Source organism: Streptomyces lasiicapitis, assembly GCF_014646335.1.
Lineage (GTDB): Bacteria > Actinomycetota > Actinomycetes > Streptomycetales > Streptomycetaceae > Streptomyces > Streptomyces lasiicapitis.
The window spans coordinates 453,972-471,816 of record NZ_BMNG01000005.1 but is presented as its reverse complement, the minus strand read 5'-3'; the positions used below and the strand labels follow the sequence as shown (position 1 = coordinate 471,816).

The 17,845-nt window shown below is 70.6% G+C and carries 16 protein-coding genes; 11 read left to right on the top strand and 5 right to left on the bottom strand.

Annotation, left to right across the window (positions count from 1 at the left end):
* The first annotated feature begins 15 nt into the window (after window positions 1–15).
* The 5 genes from IEY91_RS13750 (at window position 16) to IEY91_RS13730 (ending at window position 7,156) form a co-directional block, all read left to right on the top strand.
* A complete protein-coding gene (locus IEY91_RS13750; protein WP_189174132.1) occupies window positions 16–2,028 on the top strand; it encodes a copper resistance CopC/CopD family protein in 2,013 nt (670 codons plus the stop codon).
* Window positions 2,029–2,033: 5 nt separating this feature from the next.
* Window positions 2,034–3,293, top strand: a complete 1,260-nt coding sequence (gene efeB, locus IEY91_RS13745; RefSeq protein WP_189174131.1) for an iron uptake transporter deferrochelatase/peroxidase subunit — start codon at window positions 2,034–2,036, stop codon at window positions 3,291–3,293.
* A 120-nt stretch (window positions 3,294–3,413) separates the two neighbouring features.
* Window positions 3,414–4,349, top strand: a complete 936-nt coding sequence (gene pheA / locus IEY91_RS13740) for a prephenate dehydratase (RefSeq protein WP_164323095.1) — start codon at window positions 3,414–3,416, stop codon at window positions 4,347–4,349.
* A 690-nt stretch (window positions 4,350–5,039) separates the two neighbouring features.
* Window positions 5,040–6,329: a serine--tRNA ligase gene (gene serS, locus IEY91_RS13735; RefSeq protein WP_189174130.1), complete on the top strand. Its 1,290-nt coding sequence runs from the start codon at window positions 5,040–5,042 to the stop codon at window positions 6,327–6,329.
* Complete coding sequence (locus tag IEY91_RS13730) at window positions 6,326–7,156, top strand: HAD family hydrolase (protein ID WP_189174129.1); 831 nt, start codon at window positions 6,326–6,328, stop codon at window positions 7,154–7,156. The genes serS and IEY91_RS13730 overlap by 4 nt, the downstream gene beginning before the upstream one ends.
* 397 nt (window positions 7,157–7,553) lie before the next feature.
* On the opposite strand, the gene IEY91_RS13725 is transcribed toward IEY91_RS13730, so the two are convergent.
* The 5 genes from IEY91_RS13725 to IEY91_RS13705 all read right to left on the bottom strand — a co-directional run bounded on the left by IEY91_RS13725 (window position 7,554) and on the right by IEY91_RS13705 (window position 11,533).
* Complete coding sequence (locus tag IEY91_RS13725) at window positions 7,554–7,847, bottom strand: SGM_3592 family protein (RefSeq protein ID WP_229696928.1); 294 nt, start codon at window positions 7,845–7,847, stop codon at window positions 7,554–7,556.
* Between the two features lie 81 nt (window positions 7,848–7,928).
* Window positions 7,929–8,651, bottom strand: coding sequence for an ABC transporter permease (locus IEY91_RS13720; RefSeq protein ID WP_164323087.1), 723 nt, complete (start codon window positions 8,649–8,651; stop codon window positions 7,929–7,931).
* A gap of 11 nt (window positions 8,652–8,662) precedes the next feature.
* Entirely contained in the window at window positions 8,663–9,574 is a 912-nt protein-coding gene (locus tag IEY91_RS13715; RefSeq protein WP_164323085.1) for an ABC transporter ATP-binding protein, read from the bottom strand.
* A 2-nt stretch (window positions 9,575–9,576) separates the two neighbouring features.
* Window positions 9,577–10,458, bottom strand: a complete 882-nt coding sequence (locus tag IEY91_RS13710) for an ABC transporter permease (protein ID WP_189174128.1) — start codon at window positions 10,456–10,458, stop codon at window positions 9,577–9,579.
* Window positions 10,448–11,533, bottom strand: a complete 1,086-nt coding sequence (locus IEY91_RS13705; RefSeq protein ID WP_164328376.1) for an ABC transporter ATP-binding protein — start codon at window positions 11,531–11,533, stop codon at window positions 10,448–10,450. The genes IEY91_RS13710 and IEY91_RS13705 overlap by 11 nt, the downstream gene beginning before the upstream one ends.
* A 257-nt stretch (window positions 11,534–11,790) precedes the next feature.
* On the opposite strand from IEY91_RS13705, the gene IEY91_RS13700 reads away from it, so the two are divergent.
* The 6 genes from IEY91_RS13700 (at window position 11,791) to IEY91_RS13675 (ending at window position 17,802) form a co-directional block, all read left to right on the top strand.
* Entirely contained in the window at window positions 11,791–12,642 is an 852-nt protein-coding gene (locus IEY91_RS13700; protein ID WP_189174127.1) for a M24 family metallopeptidase, read from the top strand.
* Window positions 12,639–14,420, top strand: coding sequence for an SDR family oxidoreductase (locus IEY91_RS13695; protein WP_189174126.1), 1,782 nt, complete (start codon window positions 12,639–12,641; stop codon window positions 14,418–14,420). Before IEY91_RS13700 ends, IEY91_RS13695 begins: the two co-directional genes overlap by 4 nt.
* On the top strand, window positions 14,417–15,370 hold the full coding sequence (locus IEY91_RS13690) for a metal-dependent hydrolase (RefSeq protein WP_229696927.1): 954 nt from the start codon (window positions 14,417–14,419) through the stop codon (window positions 15,368–15,370). The genes IEY91_RS13695 and IEY91_RS13690 overlap by 4 nt, the downstream gene beginning before the upstream one ends.
* Window positions 15,371–15,531: 161 nt before the next feature.
* Complete coding sequence (locus IEY91_RS13685) at window positions 15,532–16,536, top strand: MerR family transcriptional regulator (protein ID WP_189174207.1); 1,005 nt, start codon at window positions 15,532–15,534, stop codon at window positions 16,534–16,536.
* A gap of 158 nt (window positions 16,537–16,694) precedes the next feature.
* Window positions 16,695–17,291 (top strand): RNA 2'-phosphotransferase, encoded by a 597-nt coding sequence (locus IEY91_RS13680; RefSeq protein ID WP_189174125.1) that lies wholly within the window; start codon window positions 16,695–16,697, stop codon window positions 17,289–17,291.
* Between the two features lie 64 nt (window positions 17,292–17,355).
* A complete protein-coding gene (locus IEY91_RS13675) occupies window positions 17,356–17,802 on the top strand; it encodes a hypothetical protein (RefSeq protein WP_189174124.1) in 447 nt (148 codons plus the stop codon).
* Window positions 17,803–17,845: the final 43 nt, after the last annotated feature.

Sequence of the window (17,845 nt, the reverse complement as noted above, 5' to 3'; positions counted from 1 at the left end):
GGGACTGAAGAGTTGATGCGGACCACCGCTCCCCGCCCGGGACCGGCCTCCCTGACCGGGTACGGGCGCCTGCTGCTCGTCGCCGTCGCCCTGATCGGCGCCGTCCTCGGCTCCGTGCTCGCCGCCGCGGCGCCCGCCGGCGCGCACGCCGCGCTGACCGGGAGCGACCCCAAGCAGGGAGCGGTGGTCGACAAGGCACCCGCCCAGGTGTCGCTGTCGTTCTCCGAGAAGGTCGCCATGTCCGACGGCTCGGTACGGGTCCTCGACCCGGCCGGCAAGCGCGTCGACACCGGCAAGACCAGCGACCTGGGCTCGAACGCGTACGGCGTGAAGCTGAAGCCGGGCCTGCCCGACGGCACCTTCACCGTCGCCTACCAGGTCGTCTCCGCCGACAGCCACCCCATCTCCGGCGCCTTCACCTTCTCCATCGGCGCGCCCTCCGACACCAAGGTGTCGCTGTCCGACCAGGAGGTCGGCGGCGGACTCGTCGGCGCCCTCTACGGCTTCGCGCGCTATATCTCGTACGCCGGATTCACGATCGTCGTCGGCGGTGCCGCCTTCGTGCTCGGGTGCTGGCAGCGCGGCGCGGGCGTACGTCCGCTGCAGCGGCTCGTGGTCGGCGGCTGGCTCTCGCTCACCGGCGCCACGCTGGTGATGCTGCTGCTGCGGGCGCCGTACACGGGGTCGGGCAAGCTCGGGGACGCCTTCGACCTGGCGAAGCTCGGCGACGTGCTCCAGACCAAGACCGGCGCCGCGCTCGTCTCGCGGCTGCTGCTCCTCGCGGCCGCCGCGCTGTTCATCGCCGTGCTCTTCGGGGCGTACGAGCGGCGCGAGGACGCCAAGGAGAAGCGGGACCTCGCCTTCGGCCTGGCGATCGGCGGCAGCGTCGTCGCCATCGGCATCGCGGCGACCTGGGCACTCGCCGAGCACGCCTCGACGGGCATCCAGGCCGGGATCGCCATGCCGGTCGACGTCCTGCACCTGCTTGCCGTCGCGGCCTGGCTCGGCGGGCTCGCGGCGCTGCTGCTTTGCCTGTACCGCGCGCCGATGATCGACGCCGGTGCCGTACGCCGTTTCTCGCGCGTCGCGTTCGCCAGCGTGGTGACGCTCGCGGCGACCGGGCTCTACCAGTCGTGGCGGCAGGTCGGCTCGTGGACCGCGCTCGTGGAGACGCGGTACGGGCAGTTGCTGCTCGTCAAGATCGGGCTCGTCGTCGTCCTCGTGGGCGTCGCGTCGGTGTCACGGCGCTGGACGGGGCGGATCGCGGGGGAGGCCGGAGGGATGGCGCCCGAGGCGGCGGCCGCGGCGGTCGTCGAACAGCGGACCTCGACCAAGAAGAAGAAGCCCGTCGCCGTGGCGCACAGCTCCAAGACGGGGGTCTCGGCGGAGGTCGAGATTGCCGAGGGCAAGGGCGGTGGCGGTGGCAAGGGCGCCGACAGCAAGGCCCCCGGCCAGGACAAGCGTTCCGCGCAGCTCGCCCGGCAGCAGGCCGCCATGGACTCCGCCCGTGAGAAGCGGATCCGTGACGCCGACCCGCACCGCTCGGGCCTGCGCCGCTCGGTGTTCGCCGAGGCGGGCGTGGCCGTCGTCCTGCTCGCCGTCACCACGATCCTCACCAGCACCGAGCCCGGCCGCACCGAGGAGGAGGCCAAGAACGCCTCGTCCACCTCGGCGCAGCAGCCCGCGGGCCCGGTCAAGATCAAGATCCCGTTCGACACCGGCGGCCAGGACGGCAAGGGCGCCATACGCCTGGAGCTCACACCGGGCCGTACCGGCAGCAACGACCTGCATGTCTTCGCGAACCGGCCCAACGGCAGCGCCTTCGACATCCCCGAGGTGAAGGTCTCCTTCACCCTCAAGTCCAAGGACCTCGGCCCGCTGCCGGTCGCCCCCGACCGCATCGCGACCGGACACTGGAGCGCGAGCGGCGTGCAGATCCCGATGGCCGGCAAGTGGCAGGTCAAGGTGACCGTCCGCACCTCGGACATCGACCAAGTGACTCTCGACAAGAACGTGCAGATCGGCTGAACTCCATGGCGGACCACACCATTTCGCGACGGCGCCTGCTCGGTACGGCGGGCGCCACCGGCCTCGCACTCGGCGCGGCGGGCAGCGCGGCCGGGTACGCGGTCGCGTCCTCGGACTCGTCCGACGGCTCCGGCGCCTCGCGGGCGGCCCTGACGACCCTCGGCACGGACGAGGTGATGTTTCACGGGAAACATCAGCCGGGGATCACCACCCCCGTGCAGTCCCGCGGTCACCTGATCGCCTTCGACCTCGCGGCGGGCTCCGGGCGCAAGGAGGCCGCGGCCCTGCTGCGCCGCTGGTCGGCGGCGGCCGAGCGGCTGATGGCGGGCGAGCCGGTGGACGGCGCGGGCCCGGACACGGACATCGCGCGCGACGCGGGCCCCTCCGCGCTCACCGTCACCTTCGGCTTCGGCCACGGCTTCTTCGGCCGCACCGGCCTGGAGAAGCAGCGCCCGGCCGCCCTCGACCCGCTGCCCGACTTCTCCTCCGACCGCCTCGACAAGTCCCGCAGCAACGGCGACCTGTGGGTGCAGATCGGCGCGAACGACCCGCTCGTCGCCTTCCACGCGCTGCGCGCGCTGCAGAAGGCGGCCGGTTCGGCGGCGAAGGTGCGCTGGCAGATGAACGGCTTCAACCGCTCGCCCGGCGCCACCGCCCGCCCCATGACGGCCCGCAATCTGATGGGTCAGATCGACGGCACCAACAACCCGAAGCCGTCCGACGACGACTTCAACAAGCGGATCTTCGTCCCCGAGAAGCCGGACGGCGCCGACCCCGCCTGGATGGCCGGCGGTTCCTACGCCGTCGTACGCCGCATCCGGATGCTCCTCGACGACTGGGAGCAGCTCGCCACCAAGGCCCAGGAGGACGTCATCGGCCGCCGCAAGGCCGACGGCGCGCCGCTGACCGGTGGCACGGAGACCACCGAGATGAAGCTGGAGAAGACCGGCGCCGGCGGGAAGCTCGTTGTCCCGCTCAACGCCCACGCCCGCATCACCCGGCCCGACCAGAACGGCGGCGCCGCGATGCTGCGCCGCCCCTTCTCGTACCACGACGGCTTCGACGCCAAGGGCGAGCCGGACGCGGGGCTGCTCTTCGTCTGCTGGCAGGCGGACCCGCTGCGCGGCTTCGTACCGGTGCAGCGCAAGCTCGACCGCGGGGACGCGCTCTCGGAGTTCATCCGGCACGAGGCGAGCGGTCTTTTCGCGGTGCCGGGCGGCGCGGGGAGCGGTGAATACGTGGGGCAGAGGTTGTTGGAGGGATAGCAGAGGTTGTCGGAGGGACAGCGGATGTCAGTTTTCGTCGTCTGTTGTCTGGAGTTTGTAATCGGTCGCATGTTGGACAACAGCCAACCTTCGCCTCACCCAGCGCATTAGGGTGATCCCATGTCGGCGACGCGCTACACCTACCTCGGCCCCGAAGGCACCTTCACCGAAGCGGCCCTGCGCACCCTGCCCGAGGCGGCCACCCGGGAGCTGGTCCCGATGGTGTCCGTCCCGGCGGCGCTGGACGCGGTGCGCGGCGGCGAGGCCGCGGCGGCGCTCGTACCGATCGAGAACTCGGTGGAGGGCGGCGTCACCACGACCGTCGACGAGCTCGCCAAGGGTGAGCCGTTGATGATCTACCGCGAGGTCGTCCTGCCGATCGCCTTCGCGCTCCTGGTGCGCCCCGGCACCAAGCTCAAGGACATCAAGACGGTGACGGGCCACCCGGTGGCACAGCCGCAGGTGCGCAACTGGCTCGCCGCCCATCTGCCGGACGCCGTGTGGGAGTCGTCGGCGTCGAACGCGGACGGCGCGCGCCTTGTGCAGGAGGGCCGCTTCGACGCGGCGTTCGCGGGCGAGTTCGCCGCGGCGACGTACGGCCTGGAGCCGCTGGTCACCGAGATCCACGACGCGGCCAACGCCGAGACCCGGTTCGTCCTGCTTGGCCGCCCGGCCCGGCCCGCGGCGCCCACCGGCGCGGACAAGACCTCCCTCGTCATCTGGCTCGGCGACGACCACCCGGGCGCGCTGCTCGAACTGCTCCAGGAGTTCGCGGTGCGCGGCGTCAACCTGATGCGCATCGAGTCGCGGCCCACCGGACAGGGCATCGGCAACTACTGCTTCAGCGTGGACGCCGAGGGCCACATCACCGACCGCCGGGTGGGCGAGGCGCTGATGGGCCTGAAGCGGATCTGCCCGAAGGTGCGCTTCCTCGGCTCGTATCCGCGCGCGGGCGTGGCGGTCGACGATGTCCGGCCACTGCGGCCGGGGACCACCGACGAGGAATTCATTGCGGCTTCGGACTGGCTGGCGCACTGCCAGGACGGCCGGTTCTGAGCGTTCACCGGCCGTTCAGGGCGTTCGCCGGCGCTTCACCTTCCCTGCCCCGGGGGTTCTCCGGGGTTCCCCGCCGTTCTCCGGGTGTTCCCGACGGCCTTCGCCGTGGCCGAAACTGCAGTACTACCTGCAGATTTACGTTATCCACAGAAGTTATCCACAGGTGCCCTTCTCGATCTGGGGACAAGTCGACAACGAAGTGCGACATCGTCGACAAAGCGGCTCTGAGCGCCCAAGTGCGTCCACAGCCCCGCACGTCACCCCTCGTCCACCCTTTTCCATTGATCAACTCTTTGGAGTTAACCATTTCCACTCGAAAGTTGGCCCGGAGGGGGTTTGGGGAAGGAATCCACCGACGCGGGGACGGCATTCGGAACGACTTCTTCCGGCATCCACAGATCTTTCGCACAGCCTGTGGATAACTTTCCGGGAGGTCCCATTCCTGTGGACAACCGCGTCCCCAAGTCCCGTTTCCCGCAAGGGGATCGAGTCAAGGCGGCCGGATGATTCTGCCCCGTTTCGGGGAATCGTGTCCGCTTTATTGACCCTCCGAAGGGGTGGCGCTCTCCGGCCACCCGGACGCCATCCCGGCGTCACTCCAAGGAATTCCCATTCCGACAAAACGGGCATAACGCCTGCATAGTGAATATCGAGTCGTGGGCCGGAACCGGGCGACGGTAGCCTTGAGGGGTGATTGACCTTCGCCTGCTCCGTGAGGACCCCGACCGTGTTCGCGCTTCGCAGCGCGCCCGTGGAGAGGACGTCGGCCTCGTCGACGCCCTGCTCTCCGCCGACGAGCGGCGCAGGTCGTCCGGGCTCAGCTTCGACGAGCTGCGCTCCGAGCAGAAGGCACTCGGCAAGCTCATCCCCAAGGCCTCCGGCGACGAGAAGGCCGAGCTCCTGAAGAAGGCCGGCGAGCTGGCGGCCGCCGTCAAGGCCGCGAACGCCGCGCAGGACGAGGCCGACGAGCAGACCAAGCACCTCCTCCTCCAGCTCGGCAACCTCGTGCACGAGGACGTGCCGGTGGGCGGCGAGGAGGACTTCGTCGTCCTGGAGACGCACGGCACGATCCGTGACTTCGCCGCCGAGGGCTTCGAGCCCAAGGACCACCTGGAGCTCGGCGAGGCGCTCGGCGCCATCGACATGGAGCGCGGCGCGAAGGTCTCCGGCTCCCGCTTCTACTACCTGACGGGCGTCGGCGCGCTGCTGGAGCTCGCGCTGGTCAACGCGGCGATCGCACAGGCCACGGAGGCCGGGTTCACGCCGATGCTGACCCCCGCCCTGGTGCGCCCGCGCGCCATGGAGGGCACCGGCTTCCTCGGCCAGGCCGCGGAGAACGTGTACCACCTGGAGAAGGACGACTTCTACCTGGTCGGCACCTCCGAGGTCCCGCTCGCGGCGTACCACATGGACGAGATCATCGACGCCGACAAGCTCCCTCTGCGGTACGCCGGGTTCTCGCCCTGCTTCCGCCGCGAGGCGGGCACGTACGGCAAGGACACCCGCGGCATCTTCCGGGTGCACCAGTTCGACAAGGTCGAGATGTTCTCGTACGTCGCCCCGGAGGACGCCGAGAACGAGCACAGGCGGCTCCTCGACTGGGAGAAGCAGTGGCTGACCGGCCTCGAACTGCCCTTCCAGGTGATCGACGTCGCCTCCGCCGACCTGGGCGCATCGGCCTCCCGCAAGTTCGACTGCGAGGCCTGGATCCCCACCCAGGGCAAGTACCGCGAGCTGACGTCGGCCTCCAACTGCGACGGCTTCCAGGCCCGCCGCCTCTCCGTGCGCATGCGCGAGGAGCACGACGGCAAGAAGAAGGTCCAGCCGCTGGCGACGCTGAACGGCACGCTCTGCGCGGTGCCGCGCACGATCGTGGCGCTCCTGGAGAACCACCAGCTGGCCGACGGATCGGTGCACGTTCCCGAGGTGCTGCGGCCGTATCTGGGGGGCCGGGAGATCTTGGAGCCCCTCGCCAAGTGAGCACCGCGCCCACGGGCGGCCCCGAGCCGGCCTTCCCGTACCCCCTCGTCGCGACCGACCTCGACGGGACGCTCCTGTCCCCCGACGACACCGTCTCGACGCGCACCCGTGCCGCGCTCACCGCGGTCACCGCGGCGGGCGCGGCCCACATCATCGTGACCGGCCGCTCCGTCGCCTGGACCAAGCACGTCCTGGACGACCTCGGCTACGACGGCCTCGCCGTCTGCGGCCAGGGCGCGCAGGTCTACCACGCGGGCGAGCACCGTCTGCTGACGTCCGTCACCCTCGACCGGCAGCTCGCGGGCCTGGCCCTCGCCAAGATCGAGGCGGAGGTCGGCCCGCTGGCGCTGGCCGCGAGCCGCGACGGCCTGGAGGGCGAGGTCCTGGTGGGCCCCGGGTATGTGGTCCAGGAGGGCCCGCTCCCGGTCATCCCGTTCACGGACGTCGCGGACCTGTGGGCCGCGCCGCTGAACAAGGTGTACGTCCAGCATCCCGGCCTCGGCGACGACGCCCTGGCGGCCGTGGCGCAGGAGGTCGCGGGCGGCCTCGTCGGCGTGACGATGGCGGGCGAGGGCATAGTGGAACTCCTGCCGCTCGGCCTGACGAAGGCGACGGGCCTGTCCCTCGCCGCACGCCGCCTCGGCATGAAGGCAGCGGACACGATCGCCTTCGGCGACATGCCCAACGACATCCCGATGTTCGCCTGGTCCGCCCACGGCGTAGCCATGGCCAACGCCCACGAGGACCTCAAGGCGGTGGCGGACGAGGTGACGACCTCCAACGAGGAGGACGGCATCGCGGTGGTACTGGAACGGTTGCTGGCCTAGGGCGGCACGGGTGGGCACAGCCCAGGACGACGGCCACCGTCATGTGGGCATGCACAAGGCCGGACCCCGGGTCACGGGAATGTTCCCGTGACCCCAGGCCCGGCCGAGTGCGACGTTGGGTGGGCGGCCCGCGCAGCGAAATGTGCGCGCTCGAAGCGGCCGCCCCGGGCGGTCCCCCGTGGACGGGCTCGGACGGAGGGTAGTGACTACTCCGGAGCCTGCCGCGGTTCGCCCTGCAGGGAGCACGACGGACTGTTCGTGAACATCGTCGGCTCCTCTCCCAGAAGGTGAGCGCCGGGACGGACCCGACGCGCGGTGACACCCCTACTCTGCCGGGCACCGCCCGCCGTCCGCCACCGAATATTTTCCCGGGCCCCCGCCCAAGGCCCCGCGGCGCCTACTTGCGCCGCCTCCGCTTACGACGCCGGCTGAAGAACCACCCGGCGGGCGGCTCGTCGGACCGCCAGGGCTGCGGCTCGGGCGCCCCGTCCCGCCAGCGGGCGGAAAGCATGCGGGCCCGAGCGGACGGCTCGGCGGCCTCCGCGGAACGTATGAAGTCGTCGTCGAGCACCACGTCGTCCCAGACCCCGTCCTCGCCACCCGAGGCGCCGGAGGCGCCAGAAGCGCCCGATGAACCCGATGCGTCCTCAGCCCCCGCGGGACCCTCGTCCCGACTCTCGTCCGATGCCATCGCGGCACCTCCCGGCCACAGCAGAAGCATCCCCCTCCCACCAGTGTCCTGATGGGAGGGTGAAGACGCCGTCAAGACGGCCTACTCGTCGCCGGCCAGCGTCAGGGTCCGCAACTTCTGCCCCGCGAACCACGTGGCCCCCGCCGTCACCACGATCAGCAGAATCACCGCCACAGGCAGACCCACGTCGGAGGTGACCAGGTCACCGCCGTCCGCGACCTTGTGGGCGACCGACAACGACCACTGCTGGACGCTGAGCGTGCGCGCCCCGGAGACCAGCGATCCGAAGAGCGCCTCCCACACGAGGGCGTACACGAGGCCGAAGACCACCGCGTGTCGCGTGATGGTGCCGAGGAGCAGGAAGATCGCCGCGTACGCGATCGAGGAGACGAGCGCGGCGATGGTGTAGGCGACGGCGACCTGCTGGCCGTTGCCGTTGAGGATCATGCCCGCGATGAACGTCGGGGCCGCCGAGAACGCCATGGTGACGGCGATGGCGACGGTGAGCTTGGTGACGATGATCGTGGGCCGTTTGACCGGCTTGGACAGCAGGTAGAGCACGGAGCCGTCGTCGATCTCGGGCCCGATCGCGCCGGTGCCCGCGATGACGCCGATGATCGGCACCATCGTGGCGAGGGCGAAGCCGCCGAGCAGGTCGGAGGCGACCTGGTCGTCGGCGCCGCTGAGGCCGCGTACCGCCGCGGAGATGACGATGAGCAGCAGCGGCAGGGCGAAGAGGATCATCGCCCTGCGGCGGCCGAGCAGGGCCCGGTAGGTGAGCCGGGCGACAGTGGGGTCGTACACGGTGACTCCCTTCAGGCCGCGACGAGGTAGGAGAAGACCGACTCGAGCGACTCGTCCGAGGGCGAGACGGTCAGGAGCCGGATGTCGTGCTCGCGGGCGATGCGTGGCAACAGGGTGGTGAAGCGCCCGAAATCGACGGCCTGGATGCGCAACGCGCCCTCCTTGAGGTCGACTTCGATGCCCGCGGTCGACGGGTCGGCGATGAGCGCGGCGGCGAGCGCGCGGTCGTCGCTGGAGCGCACCAGGTAGCGGTGCGGCCGGTCCGTCATCAGGCGGCGGATCTTGCGGAAGTCACCGCTGGCGGCGTGCCGGCCGGCGACGATCACCTCGATGTGCGAGGCGAGTTGTTCGACCTCTTCGAGGATGTGCGACGAGAAGAGCACGGTGCGGCCCTCGTCGCCCATCTTGCGAAGCAGTTCCATGAGCTGCATGCGCTGGCGCGGGTCCATGCCGTTGAAGGGCTCGTCGAGCAGCAGCACGGACGGTTCGTGGACGAGTGCGGAGGCCATCTTCACGCGCTGCTTCATGCCCTTGGAGTACGTCGAGATCTTGCGGTCCTGCGCGTACTCCATCTCGACCGTGGCGAGCGCCCGCTGGGCGGCCTTCTTGCCCAGGCCGTGCAACTCGGCGTTGGCGACGACGAATTCGCGGCCGGTGAGGAAGTCGTACATCCCCTCGCGCTCGGGGACGATGCCGAGGTGCTTGTAGATGGTCTCGTTGCGCCAGGTGGCGCTGCCGTCGAGGGTGACGGAGCCGGTGGAGGGGGCGAGGAAGCCGCCCATCATGCTGATGAGGGTGGACTTCCCCGCGCCGTTCGGGCCGAGCAGGCCGGTGACTCCGGGGCTGATCGTCATCGTGATGTCGTTGACGGCCACGACGTTGCCGAACCAGCGGGATACGTGGTCGATGCTGAGGGACGTCATGGCTAGAGCCCGGCCTTTCGGTAGCGGCGCAGCAGGGCGGCGTAGCTGCCCGCGATGAGGGCGAGGACGACGACTACGTAGACGACGCCCGCGCCGGCCGAGGGGCCTTCCTTGCCGGGGAAGGCGGAGGTGGCGCCCAGGAAGGCGGTCTGCAGTCCGTCGATGAGCGTGATCGGCGAGAACAGGCCGAGCCAGCTGATGGCTTCGGAGCTGCCCTGTTCGTGCGCGATGGCCTGGACGGTGGACACCGCTCCGTAGGAGATGGTCAGGACGGCGATGACGGCGGCGATGCCGAAGCCGCGGCGCGGGGTGACCGCCGAGATGACGAGCGCGATCCCGGAGAACAGCACCGAAAGCAGCGCTACGGAGACCAGCCCTTGGGCGAATCCCTTCGTCTGGTCCGCGAAGTCGAGTTTGGCGAGCAGTGCTCCTACGTAGAGCACGATCAGCGGTGCGGCCGTCAGGATGAACAGCGCGCTGGAGAGCGCCGCGAACTTCGCGCGTACGTAGTCGACGCGATCGATGGGGCGCGAGAAGTACAGCGGCACGGTCTGGAACCGCAGGTCCCTGGAGACGGTCTGCGGGGCCTGGGCGGCCAAGTAGAGGCTGATGACGGCCTGGAGCACGATGGCGTAGCGCGTGTAGTCGATCGGCAGGTCGTTGGCCTTGGTGGCGACGGCGACCGCGACCATGATCAGCGCGGGGGCGCACATGACCCCGAAGAGGATCATCGGCAGGACCTTGGACTTGGCCGAGCGGCCGAGGCCGTAGGCGCCGCGCAGGCTCTGCGAGAACAGCGACCGGGTGGCGTAGGCGCGGCCCAGGCGCGGGCCGTCGTAGTGCCGGTAGCCGATGTTGTGGATCTGTGTGGAGTCAGCGGGCATCGCTGCCGCCTCCCGTCTGCTCGGCGGCGGCCGTGGTCGCGGTCTTCGCCGTGTTCGCCGCCCAGGCGGCGGCGCGCTCGGAGGCCGCACGTCCCTGTGCGCCGTCCGCGGCGGTCTCGGCGGTCTCGTCTTCGGTGCTCTCGGCGTCCTTGGTGCGGAAGACCTCCGCGATGTGGTGCCTGCGCTGTTCCATGCGGACCAGGCCGAGGCCGAGATCGGCCACCACGTCGCGTACGAGGTCGTACGTCTCCTCGCCGGCCGCCTCCAGGAGCACGGTGTGCCCGGCGCCGGGCAGGCCGCCGCCGTCGTCCTGGGTGTCGACGCCGAGGCCGTGCAGTGCCTTGCGCAACGCGCCGGTGCCGTCGGGGTGTTCGTCGCTGTCGGTGACCTCGACGGCGAGCGTCGTCGTGGTCTGGGTGAAGTCCGTGGTGGAGCTGGAGCGCAGGAGCTTGCCGCCGTCGACGACGACGACGTGGTCGCAGGTGCGCTCCAGTTCGCCCAGGAGGTGCGAGGTGACGAGGACCGAGATCCCGAAGTCGGTGTGCACGCGCCGGATCAGGGCCAGCATCTCGTCGCGGCCGACCGGGTCGAGGCCGTTGGTCGGCTCGTCGAGGAAGACCAGCTGCGGGTCGTGCACCAGCGCCTGGGCGAGCTTCACGCGCTGCTTCATGCCGGTCGAGTAGCCGCCGATGGGGCGATATCGCTCTTCGTAGAGCCCGACATGGCGCAGGGTGTCCGCGGTGCGCTCGCGTGCGGCGGCGGGTGGCAGGCCCGACATGCGCGCCATGTGGACGACGAACTCGGTGGCCGAGACGTCCGGTGGCAGGCAGTCGTGCTCCGGCATGTAGCCGACGCGCTCGCGGATCTCGCCGCCGCTGGTGGCGACGTCGAGGCCGAGCACGGCGGCGCGGCCCTCCGTGGCGGGGGACAGACCAAGGAGGATCTTGATCAGTGTGGACTTGCCGGCTCCGTTGGCTCCGACGAGTCCGGTCACACCGGGCCCGATATCCATGGAGAGCCGGTCAAGCGCGGTCACCCTCGGGTACCGCTTGCTCAGGCTTTCGGTCGCGATCACAGTCACGGTTCGAACGTAGTGGCGCGGACCACACCCGGGCGTCAGCCCTGAGGCTCGATCGCCGTCACTCTCGAGTATTACGGGCCCGTAGGGGTCGTCCTGAAGTCGACCCTCAGGGGTTCCACCGGGACCCCCTCGGGGAACTTCCGGACCTGTCCCGGACTGTCGTGCAGAACTATTGACGCAGCCGCCAAGCATTGTCACATTCATCAGTGTCAAGTTACGAGCGCGTACAGAGACGGCGGACGGGACGTGGCATGACCTCAGCAGTGAAGGGTGAACTCTCCGCGGAGCTGCGGGGGTTCCAGCAGGTGCAGACCCTCGCGTACGAATGCGCGGAAGCGGTCGCCGCCCAGCTCAAGCCGGGGGTGACGGAGCGCGAGGCGGCGCGGATGCAGCGGGAGTGGCTGCGGGCCCGGGGGGTGCGGGACTGGTTCCATCTGCCCTTCGCCTGGTTCGGCGACCGCACGGCGTTCGTGAACTTCCGGATACCGCTGCAGTTCTTCCCCACCAACCGCCGCCTGGAGCCGGGGATGCCCTTCATCCTCGACATGGCCCCGGTCTTCAAGGGGTACACGGCCGACATCGGTTACTCGGGCTGTCTGGGCCTCAACCCGGTGCACGACAAGCTCCTCGCCGACCTGGAGGCGCACCGCGAGCTGATCCTGCGCGAGGTCCGCGAGCGCCGCCCGCTCCGCGAGATCTACGAGAGCGTGGACCGCCTCATGGTCCGCCAGGGGTACGCCAACCGCCACCGCGCGTATCCCTTCGGCGTCATCGCGCACAAGGTCGACCGGGTCAAGGAGCGCCGCCTGTCCCCGCACGTCTTCGGGTTCGGCACGCAGTCCCTGAAGGGCCTCGCGAGCGACGCGCTGCGCGGCCACCGGGACGGCTGGTCGCCCCTGTGGTCGCCGTACAAGTTCTCCGACCACCCGCCGCAGCCGGGTCTGTGGGCGGTCGAGCCGCATCTGGGCTTCCGCGGCACGGGCGCGAAATTCGAGGAGATCCTGGTCGTCACCGACTCCAGGGACCCCGACGAGAGCGCCTTCTGGCTGGACGACGATCTGCCGCACGTGCGGCGCTGGGCCGAGGAAAGGGCTGCCGCATGACCACCGTGGATCTCTTGGACGCGCGTGAGCGCTGGGTGCGCGCGGGCGACGTGGAGCTGTGCGTCGCCGAGCTGGGCGACGCCGGGCGGCCCACGGTGCTGCTTGTGCACGGCTATCCGGACTCCAAGGAGGTGTGGTCCGAGGTCGCCGCGCGGCTGGCGGAGCGCTTCCACGTGGTGCTGTACGACGTGCGCGGGCACGGCAGGTCGACGGCGCCCAAACCGCTGCGCGGCGGCTTCACGTTGGAGAAGCTGACCGACGACTTCCTCGCGGTCGCGGACGCGGTGAGCCCGGACAAGCCGGTGCATCTGGTGGGGCACGACTGGGGCTCGGTGCAGGCCTGGGAGTTCGTGACGGTCCAGCGCACGCAGGGCCGCATCGCGTCCTTCACGTCGATGTCGGGCCCGTCCCTGGACCACTTCGGGCACTGGATCAAGAAGCGCATGACCCGGCCGACCCCACGCCGCGCGGCCCAACTGGCGGGCCAGGGCGCCAAGTCCTGGTACGTGTACATGCTGCACACCCCCGTCCTGCCCGAGCTGGCCTGGCGCGGCCCGCTCGGCAAGCGCTGGCCGAAGATCCTCCAGCGCCTGGAGAAGGTCCCCGCGGACGGCTATCCCACACTGTCGCTGCCGTCGGACGCCGCGCACGGCGCCTGGCTCTACCGCGACAACGTCCGGGCCCGTCTGCGCAGGCCGCGCGAGGACGCGTACGCACACGCCCCGGTGCAGCTGATCACGCCCACCGGCGACATCTTCCTCTCGGAGAGTCTCTACGACGATCTGGAGCTGTGGGCCCCGCAGTTGACCCGCCGCAGGCTCCCGGCCAAGCACTGGGTGCCGCGCACCCGCCCCGACCAACTCGCCACGTGGATCACGGAGTTCGTCACGACCCACGAGGACGGCGGCCCCACGGCCCTGGCGAGCGCGGCGGCCCCGGCACCGGGCAAGTACGCCGAGCGGTTCTCGGGCCAGCTCGTCCTCGTCACCGGCGCGGGCAGCGGCATCGGGCGGGCCACGGCGTTCGCGTTCGCCGAGGCGGGCGCGCGGGTGATAGCCGTCGACCGGGACGCGGAGAGCGCGGCGCGCACGGCGGAGCTGTCCCGCCTGGTCGGCGCCCCCGCGGCCTGGGCCGAGACGGTCGACGTGAGCGACGAGTCGGCCATGGAGAAGCTCGCCGAGAAGGTCGCCACGGAGTACGGCGTGGTGGACGTCCTGGTGAACAACGCCGGCATCGGCCTCTCCGGCTCCTTCCTCGACACCAGCGCCGAGGACTGGAAGAAGGTCCTCGACGTCAATCTGTGGGGCGTCATCCACGGCTGCCGTCTCTTCGGCAAGCAGATGGCCGAGCGCGGCCAGGGCGGCCACATCGTGAACACCGCGTCCGCGGCGGCCTATCAGCCCTCCAAGGCCCTCCCTGCGTACAGCACGTCGAAGGCCGCCGTCCTGATGCTCAGCGAGTGCCTGCGCGCGGAGCTTGCGGGCCAGGGCATCGGGGTCTCGGTGATCTGCCCGGGCTTCGTGAACACGAACATCACGGCGACGGCCCGCTTCGCCGGAGTCTCCGCCGACGAGGAGAAGCGCCGCCAGAAGAAGTCCGCCCGCCTGTACGGCCTGCGGAACTACCCGCCGGAGAAGGTCGCCGACGCCGTGCTGCGCGCCGTCGTCCGCAACCAGGCGGTCGTGCCCGTCACCCCGGAGGCCCGCGGCGCCCACCTCATGTCCCGCTTCACGCCCAAGGCCCTGCGGGCGATAGCGCGATTGGAGCCGCCGCTGTGAGCACGGACAGCCCCGAGAGCGCGGGAAACGTCCCCGCCGCCTCCGCCTCCGAGGAGCACTACGCGATCGTGCCGCGCCGCGTCTCGTTCGACTGGGACGAGACGCCGCTGCACTGGATACCGGACGAGCCCACGGCCACGCACGTCATCAACGTCCTGCATCTGCTGCTCCCGGCGGGGGAGCGGTGGTTCGTGAAGGTCTTCAAGGAGGGCCTGCCGCTGGTCACCGACCCCGTGCTGCTCAAGGACGTCAAGGGCTTCATGGGGCAGGAGGCCACGCACAGCGTGCAGCACGCGTACGTACTCGATCACCTCGCGGCGCAGCGCCTGGAGACGGCCGACTTCACGAAGTACGTCGACCTCCTCTTCGAGAAGCTCCTCGGCGAGCAGCCGCCGCTGGGGGCGCCGATCCCCACACAGGAGTGGCTGCGCTTCCGGCTCGCGGTCGTCGCGGCCATCGAGCAGTTCACGGCGGTCCTCGGCAACTGGGTGCTGCACGCCGAGGGGCTCGACCGGGCACGCGCGGACGAGGTCATGCTCGACCTGCTGCGCTGGCACGGCGCGGAGGAGGTGGAGCACCGCTCAGTCGCCTTCGACATGTACCAGCACTGCGGCGGCTCGGGGACGCCCCGGTACGCGCGACGGGTCGCGGCCATGGGGATCACCGCGCCCGTGATGCTCTACCTGTGGGTCTGGGGCAGCGCGTATCTGATCCGGCACGACCCCCAGCTCGCGGGCCGGCTGCGGCTCTCCCCCAAGGAGTTCAACAGGGCGATCGGCAAGGGCCTGCTGCCCACCTGGCGGGAGCTGGGCGCGGCCATACCCCGCTACCTGCGGCGGTCGTACCATCCGTCGCAGGAGGGCTCGCTGCGCAAGGCCGTCGAGTATCTGGCGGAGTCGCCCGCGGCGCGGGCCGCGGCGGCGGTGGCGGCCCGCACGGCCATCGCCTAGGACGAGGCGTCGGGGTCAGGAGGGGGAGCGTGGAGGACAGGTCGGCCACGGAGCCGCACAGCACGAAGCGGTGGGACGGCGGGGAGGGGGCCGAGGTGACGGCATCCGGGCCGCGGGAGCCCATGGTGTCGATGCCTGCCCCGGGCGAGCCCGAGATGTCGATGCCCGCTCCGGGCGAGCCCAAGGTGTCGTTGTCCGCTCCGGGCGAGCCCCGCGTGGAGTACCGGATAGAGGACCTCGCCCACCGCAGCGGGGCCACGGTGCGCACCATCCGGGCCTATCAGGACCGCGGCCTGCTCCCCCGGCCGGAGCGGCGCGGCCGGTCCAATGTGTACGGGGACGCGCATCTGGCCCGGCTGCGCCAGATCGCCGACCTGCTCGACCGGGGGTACACGCTGGCCTCCATCAAGGAGCTCCTGGAGGCCTGGGACGCGGGCCGCGGCCTCGGCGGGGTGCTCGGCCTGGTCGCGGAGGTCGACGGTCCCTGGACGGACGAGAAGGCCGACCGGATCACGCGGGCCGAGCTGGACGCGGCGTTCGGGGGCGTTTCGGACGAGGTGGCGGTGGCGGACGCGATCGCGCTCGGCGTGCTCGAACCGCTGCCGGGCCGCGACGACGAGTTCCTGGTGCCGAGCCCACAAGAGCTGGCGGTGGCGGCCGAGTTGCACGCAGCGGGCGTGCCGCTGTCGGCGATCTCTGGCCATCTGCGGGAGTTGAGGGGGCAGGTCGAGCACATCGCGGCGCGTTTCCTGGAGTTCACCAACGAGCACGTCTTCGCCCGCTACCTGGGAAATCATCCGCCCAGTGAGGCGGACGCGGCGGAGGCGGCCGCGCTCATCCGCCGCCTGCGGCCGCTGGCGCAGAAGTCGGTGGACGCCGAACTGGCCCGCGCGATGCGGCTGTTCGCGACCCGGTATCTGCGCCGCCACCTCGACGCGGAGGATCCCCCCCGACTGAGCAGCCAGGGCCGCCGGGACGCGGAGCCGCAGCACGTGGCTCTGCCCGCCGACACAATGCGCGCAGTTCAGGAGCTGGTTGGGCGGGAGAACGCCGCCGCGTTCATTGCGGCTGCCGCCGAACGGGAGGTACAGAGCAGGACATTGGACGCACTTACCTCAAGTCATCGTGATCAGGCACTAGTTACCCAAATGCCGCCTACAGCCTGAGAGTTGTCCACAGAATCGTCAACGAGCCTGTGGATAACTGGACTTGGTTGTGGATCAAACCTGTGGACCGATTTTCCTCGATGAAAAGTCGGTGGCGAAGAAAGGTCGTCGGCGAAAAATCGAGTGCGCGGAGAACGGCGGACCGCGACGCTGAGGAGATGCGAGAAGCACAGCCGCCGGGCCGGACGGCGCGTCCACCGGACCGAACGGACGACCGGCGCACCGTGAAGGTGTCGAAATACCTGTCCAAGCACCTGCGTCATCAGCCCGAGCGCATCGGGATCACGCTCGACGACGGCGGCTGGGTGGACATCGGCACCCTCATCGAGGCCGCCGCGGCGCACGGTTTCCGCTTCACCCGCGCCGAGCTCGACCATGTGGTCGCCGAGAACGACAAGCAGCGCTTCGCGGTCGAGGGCGACCGGATCCGCGCGAGCCAGGGCCACTCCGTCGAGGTGGACCTGGACCTGCCGGCCGCGACCCCGCCCGCGTACCTCTTCCACGGCACGGTCGCCCGCCACCTGGACGCGATCCGCGCCGAGGGGCTGCGCCCCATGAACCGGCACGCCGTCCACCTCTCGCCCGACCGCGACACGGCGACGCGGGTGGGCGCCCGGCGCGGGCGGCCGATCGTGCTGTCCGTCGACGCGGGCGCGATGCACCGCGACGGCCACGTCTTCCAGGTCAGCGCCAACGGCGTCTGGCTCACGGACGCCGTGCCGCCGGGGTATCTGCGCTTCCCCGAATCCCACTGACCGCGGGGTCGGGTGTGCGGGCCCGGATCCCGCTGAAAGCCCCCGCCGGGCATGATCGGGAGGCATGGAGCATCTGCACAGCACCGAGGCCGCCGTCAGCGCGCTGCGCGCGATCGCGGACGAGTACGAGCGGGAGATCACCGTCGCCCATGACATAGGCGCCGACCGGACCTCCCGCCGCAGCGCCGCGGGCGTGGGCGTGGCGACCGACGCGGACGGCTCGCTGCCGCACGAGGCGTTCGTGGAGCTCGGCGGCTCACCGAGGATCTCCGTGCGGCTCTATCCGGACGACGACGCGCTGATCGACGTCGAGGGCGTCGAGTGCCCGGACATCCCGCGCGACTCGGTGCCCGCGTTCGTGCGGTCGGTCCTCGGCGGCCTCGCGTACGTCAAGGGGCGCCGCTTCCCGCCGGGCTACTGGCTGATCGTGCCGCTGCCCGGGGACGAGACGTACAAGGAACTGATCCCCATGATCTCGCTCACACCGTGGCTGAACGCCAGGGTGCGCTGAGACCTCCGCCGAGGGGCCCGGGCCGGGCGGGCGGAGTGGCCGC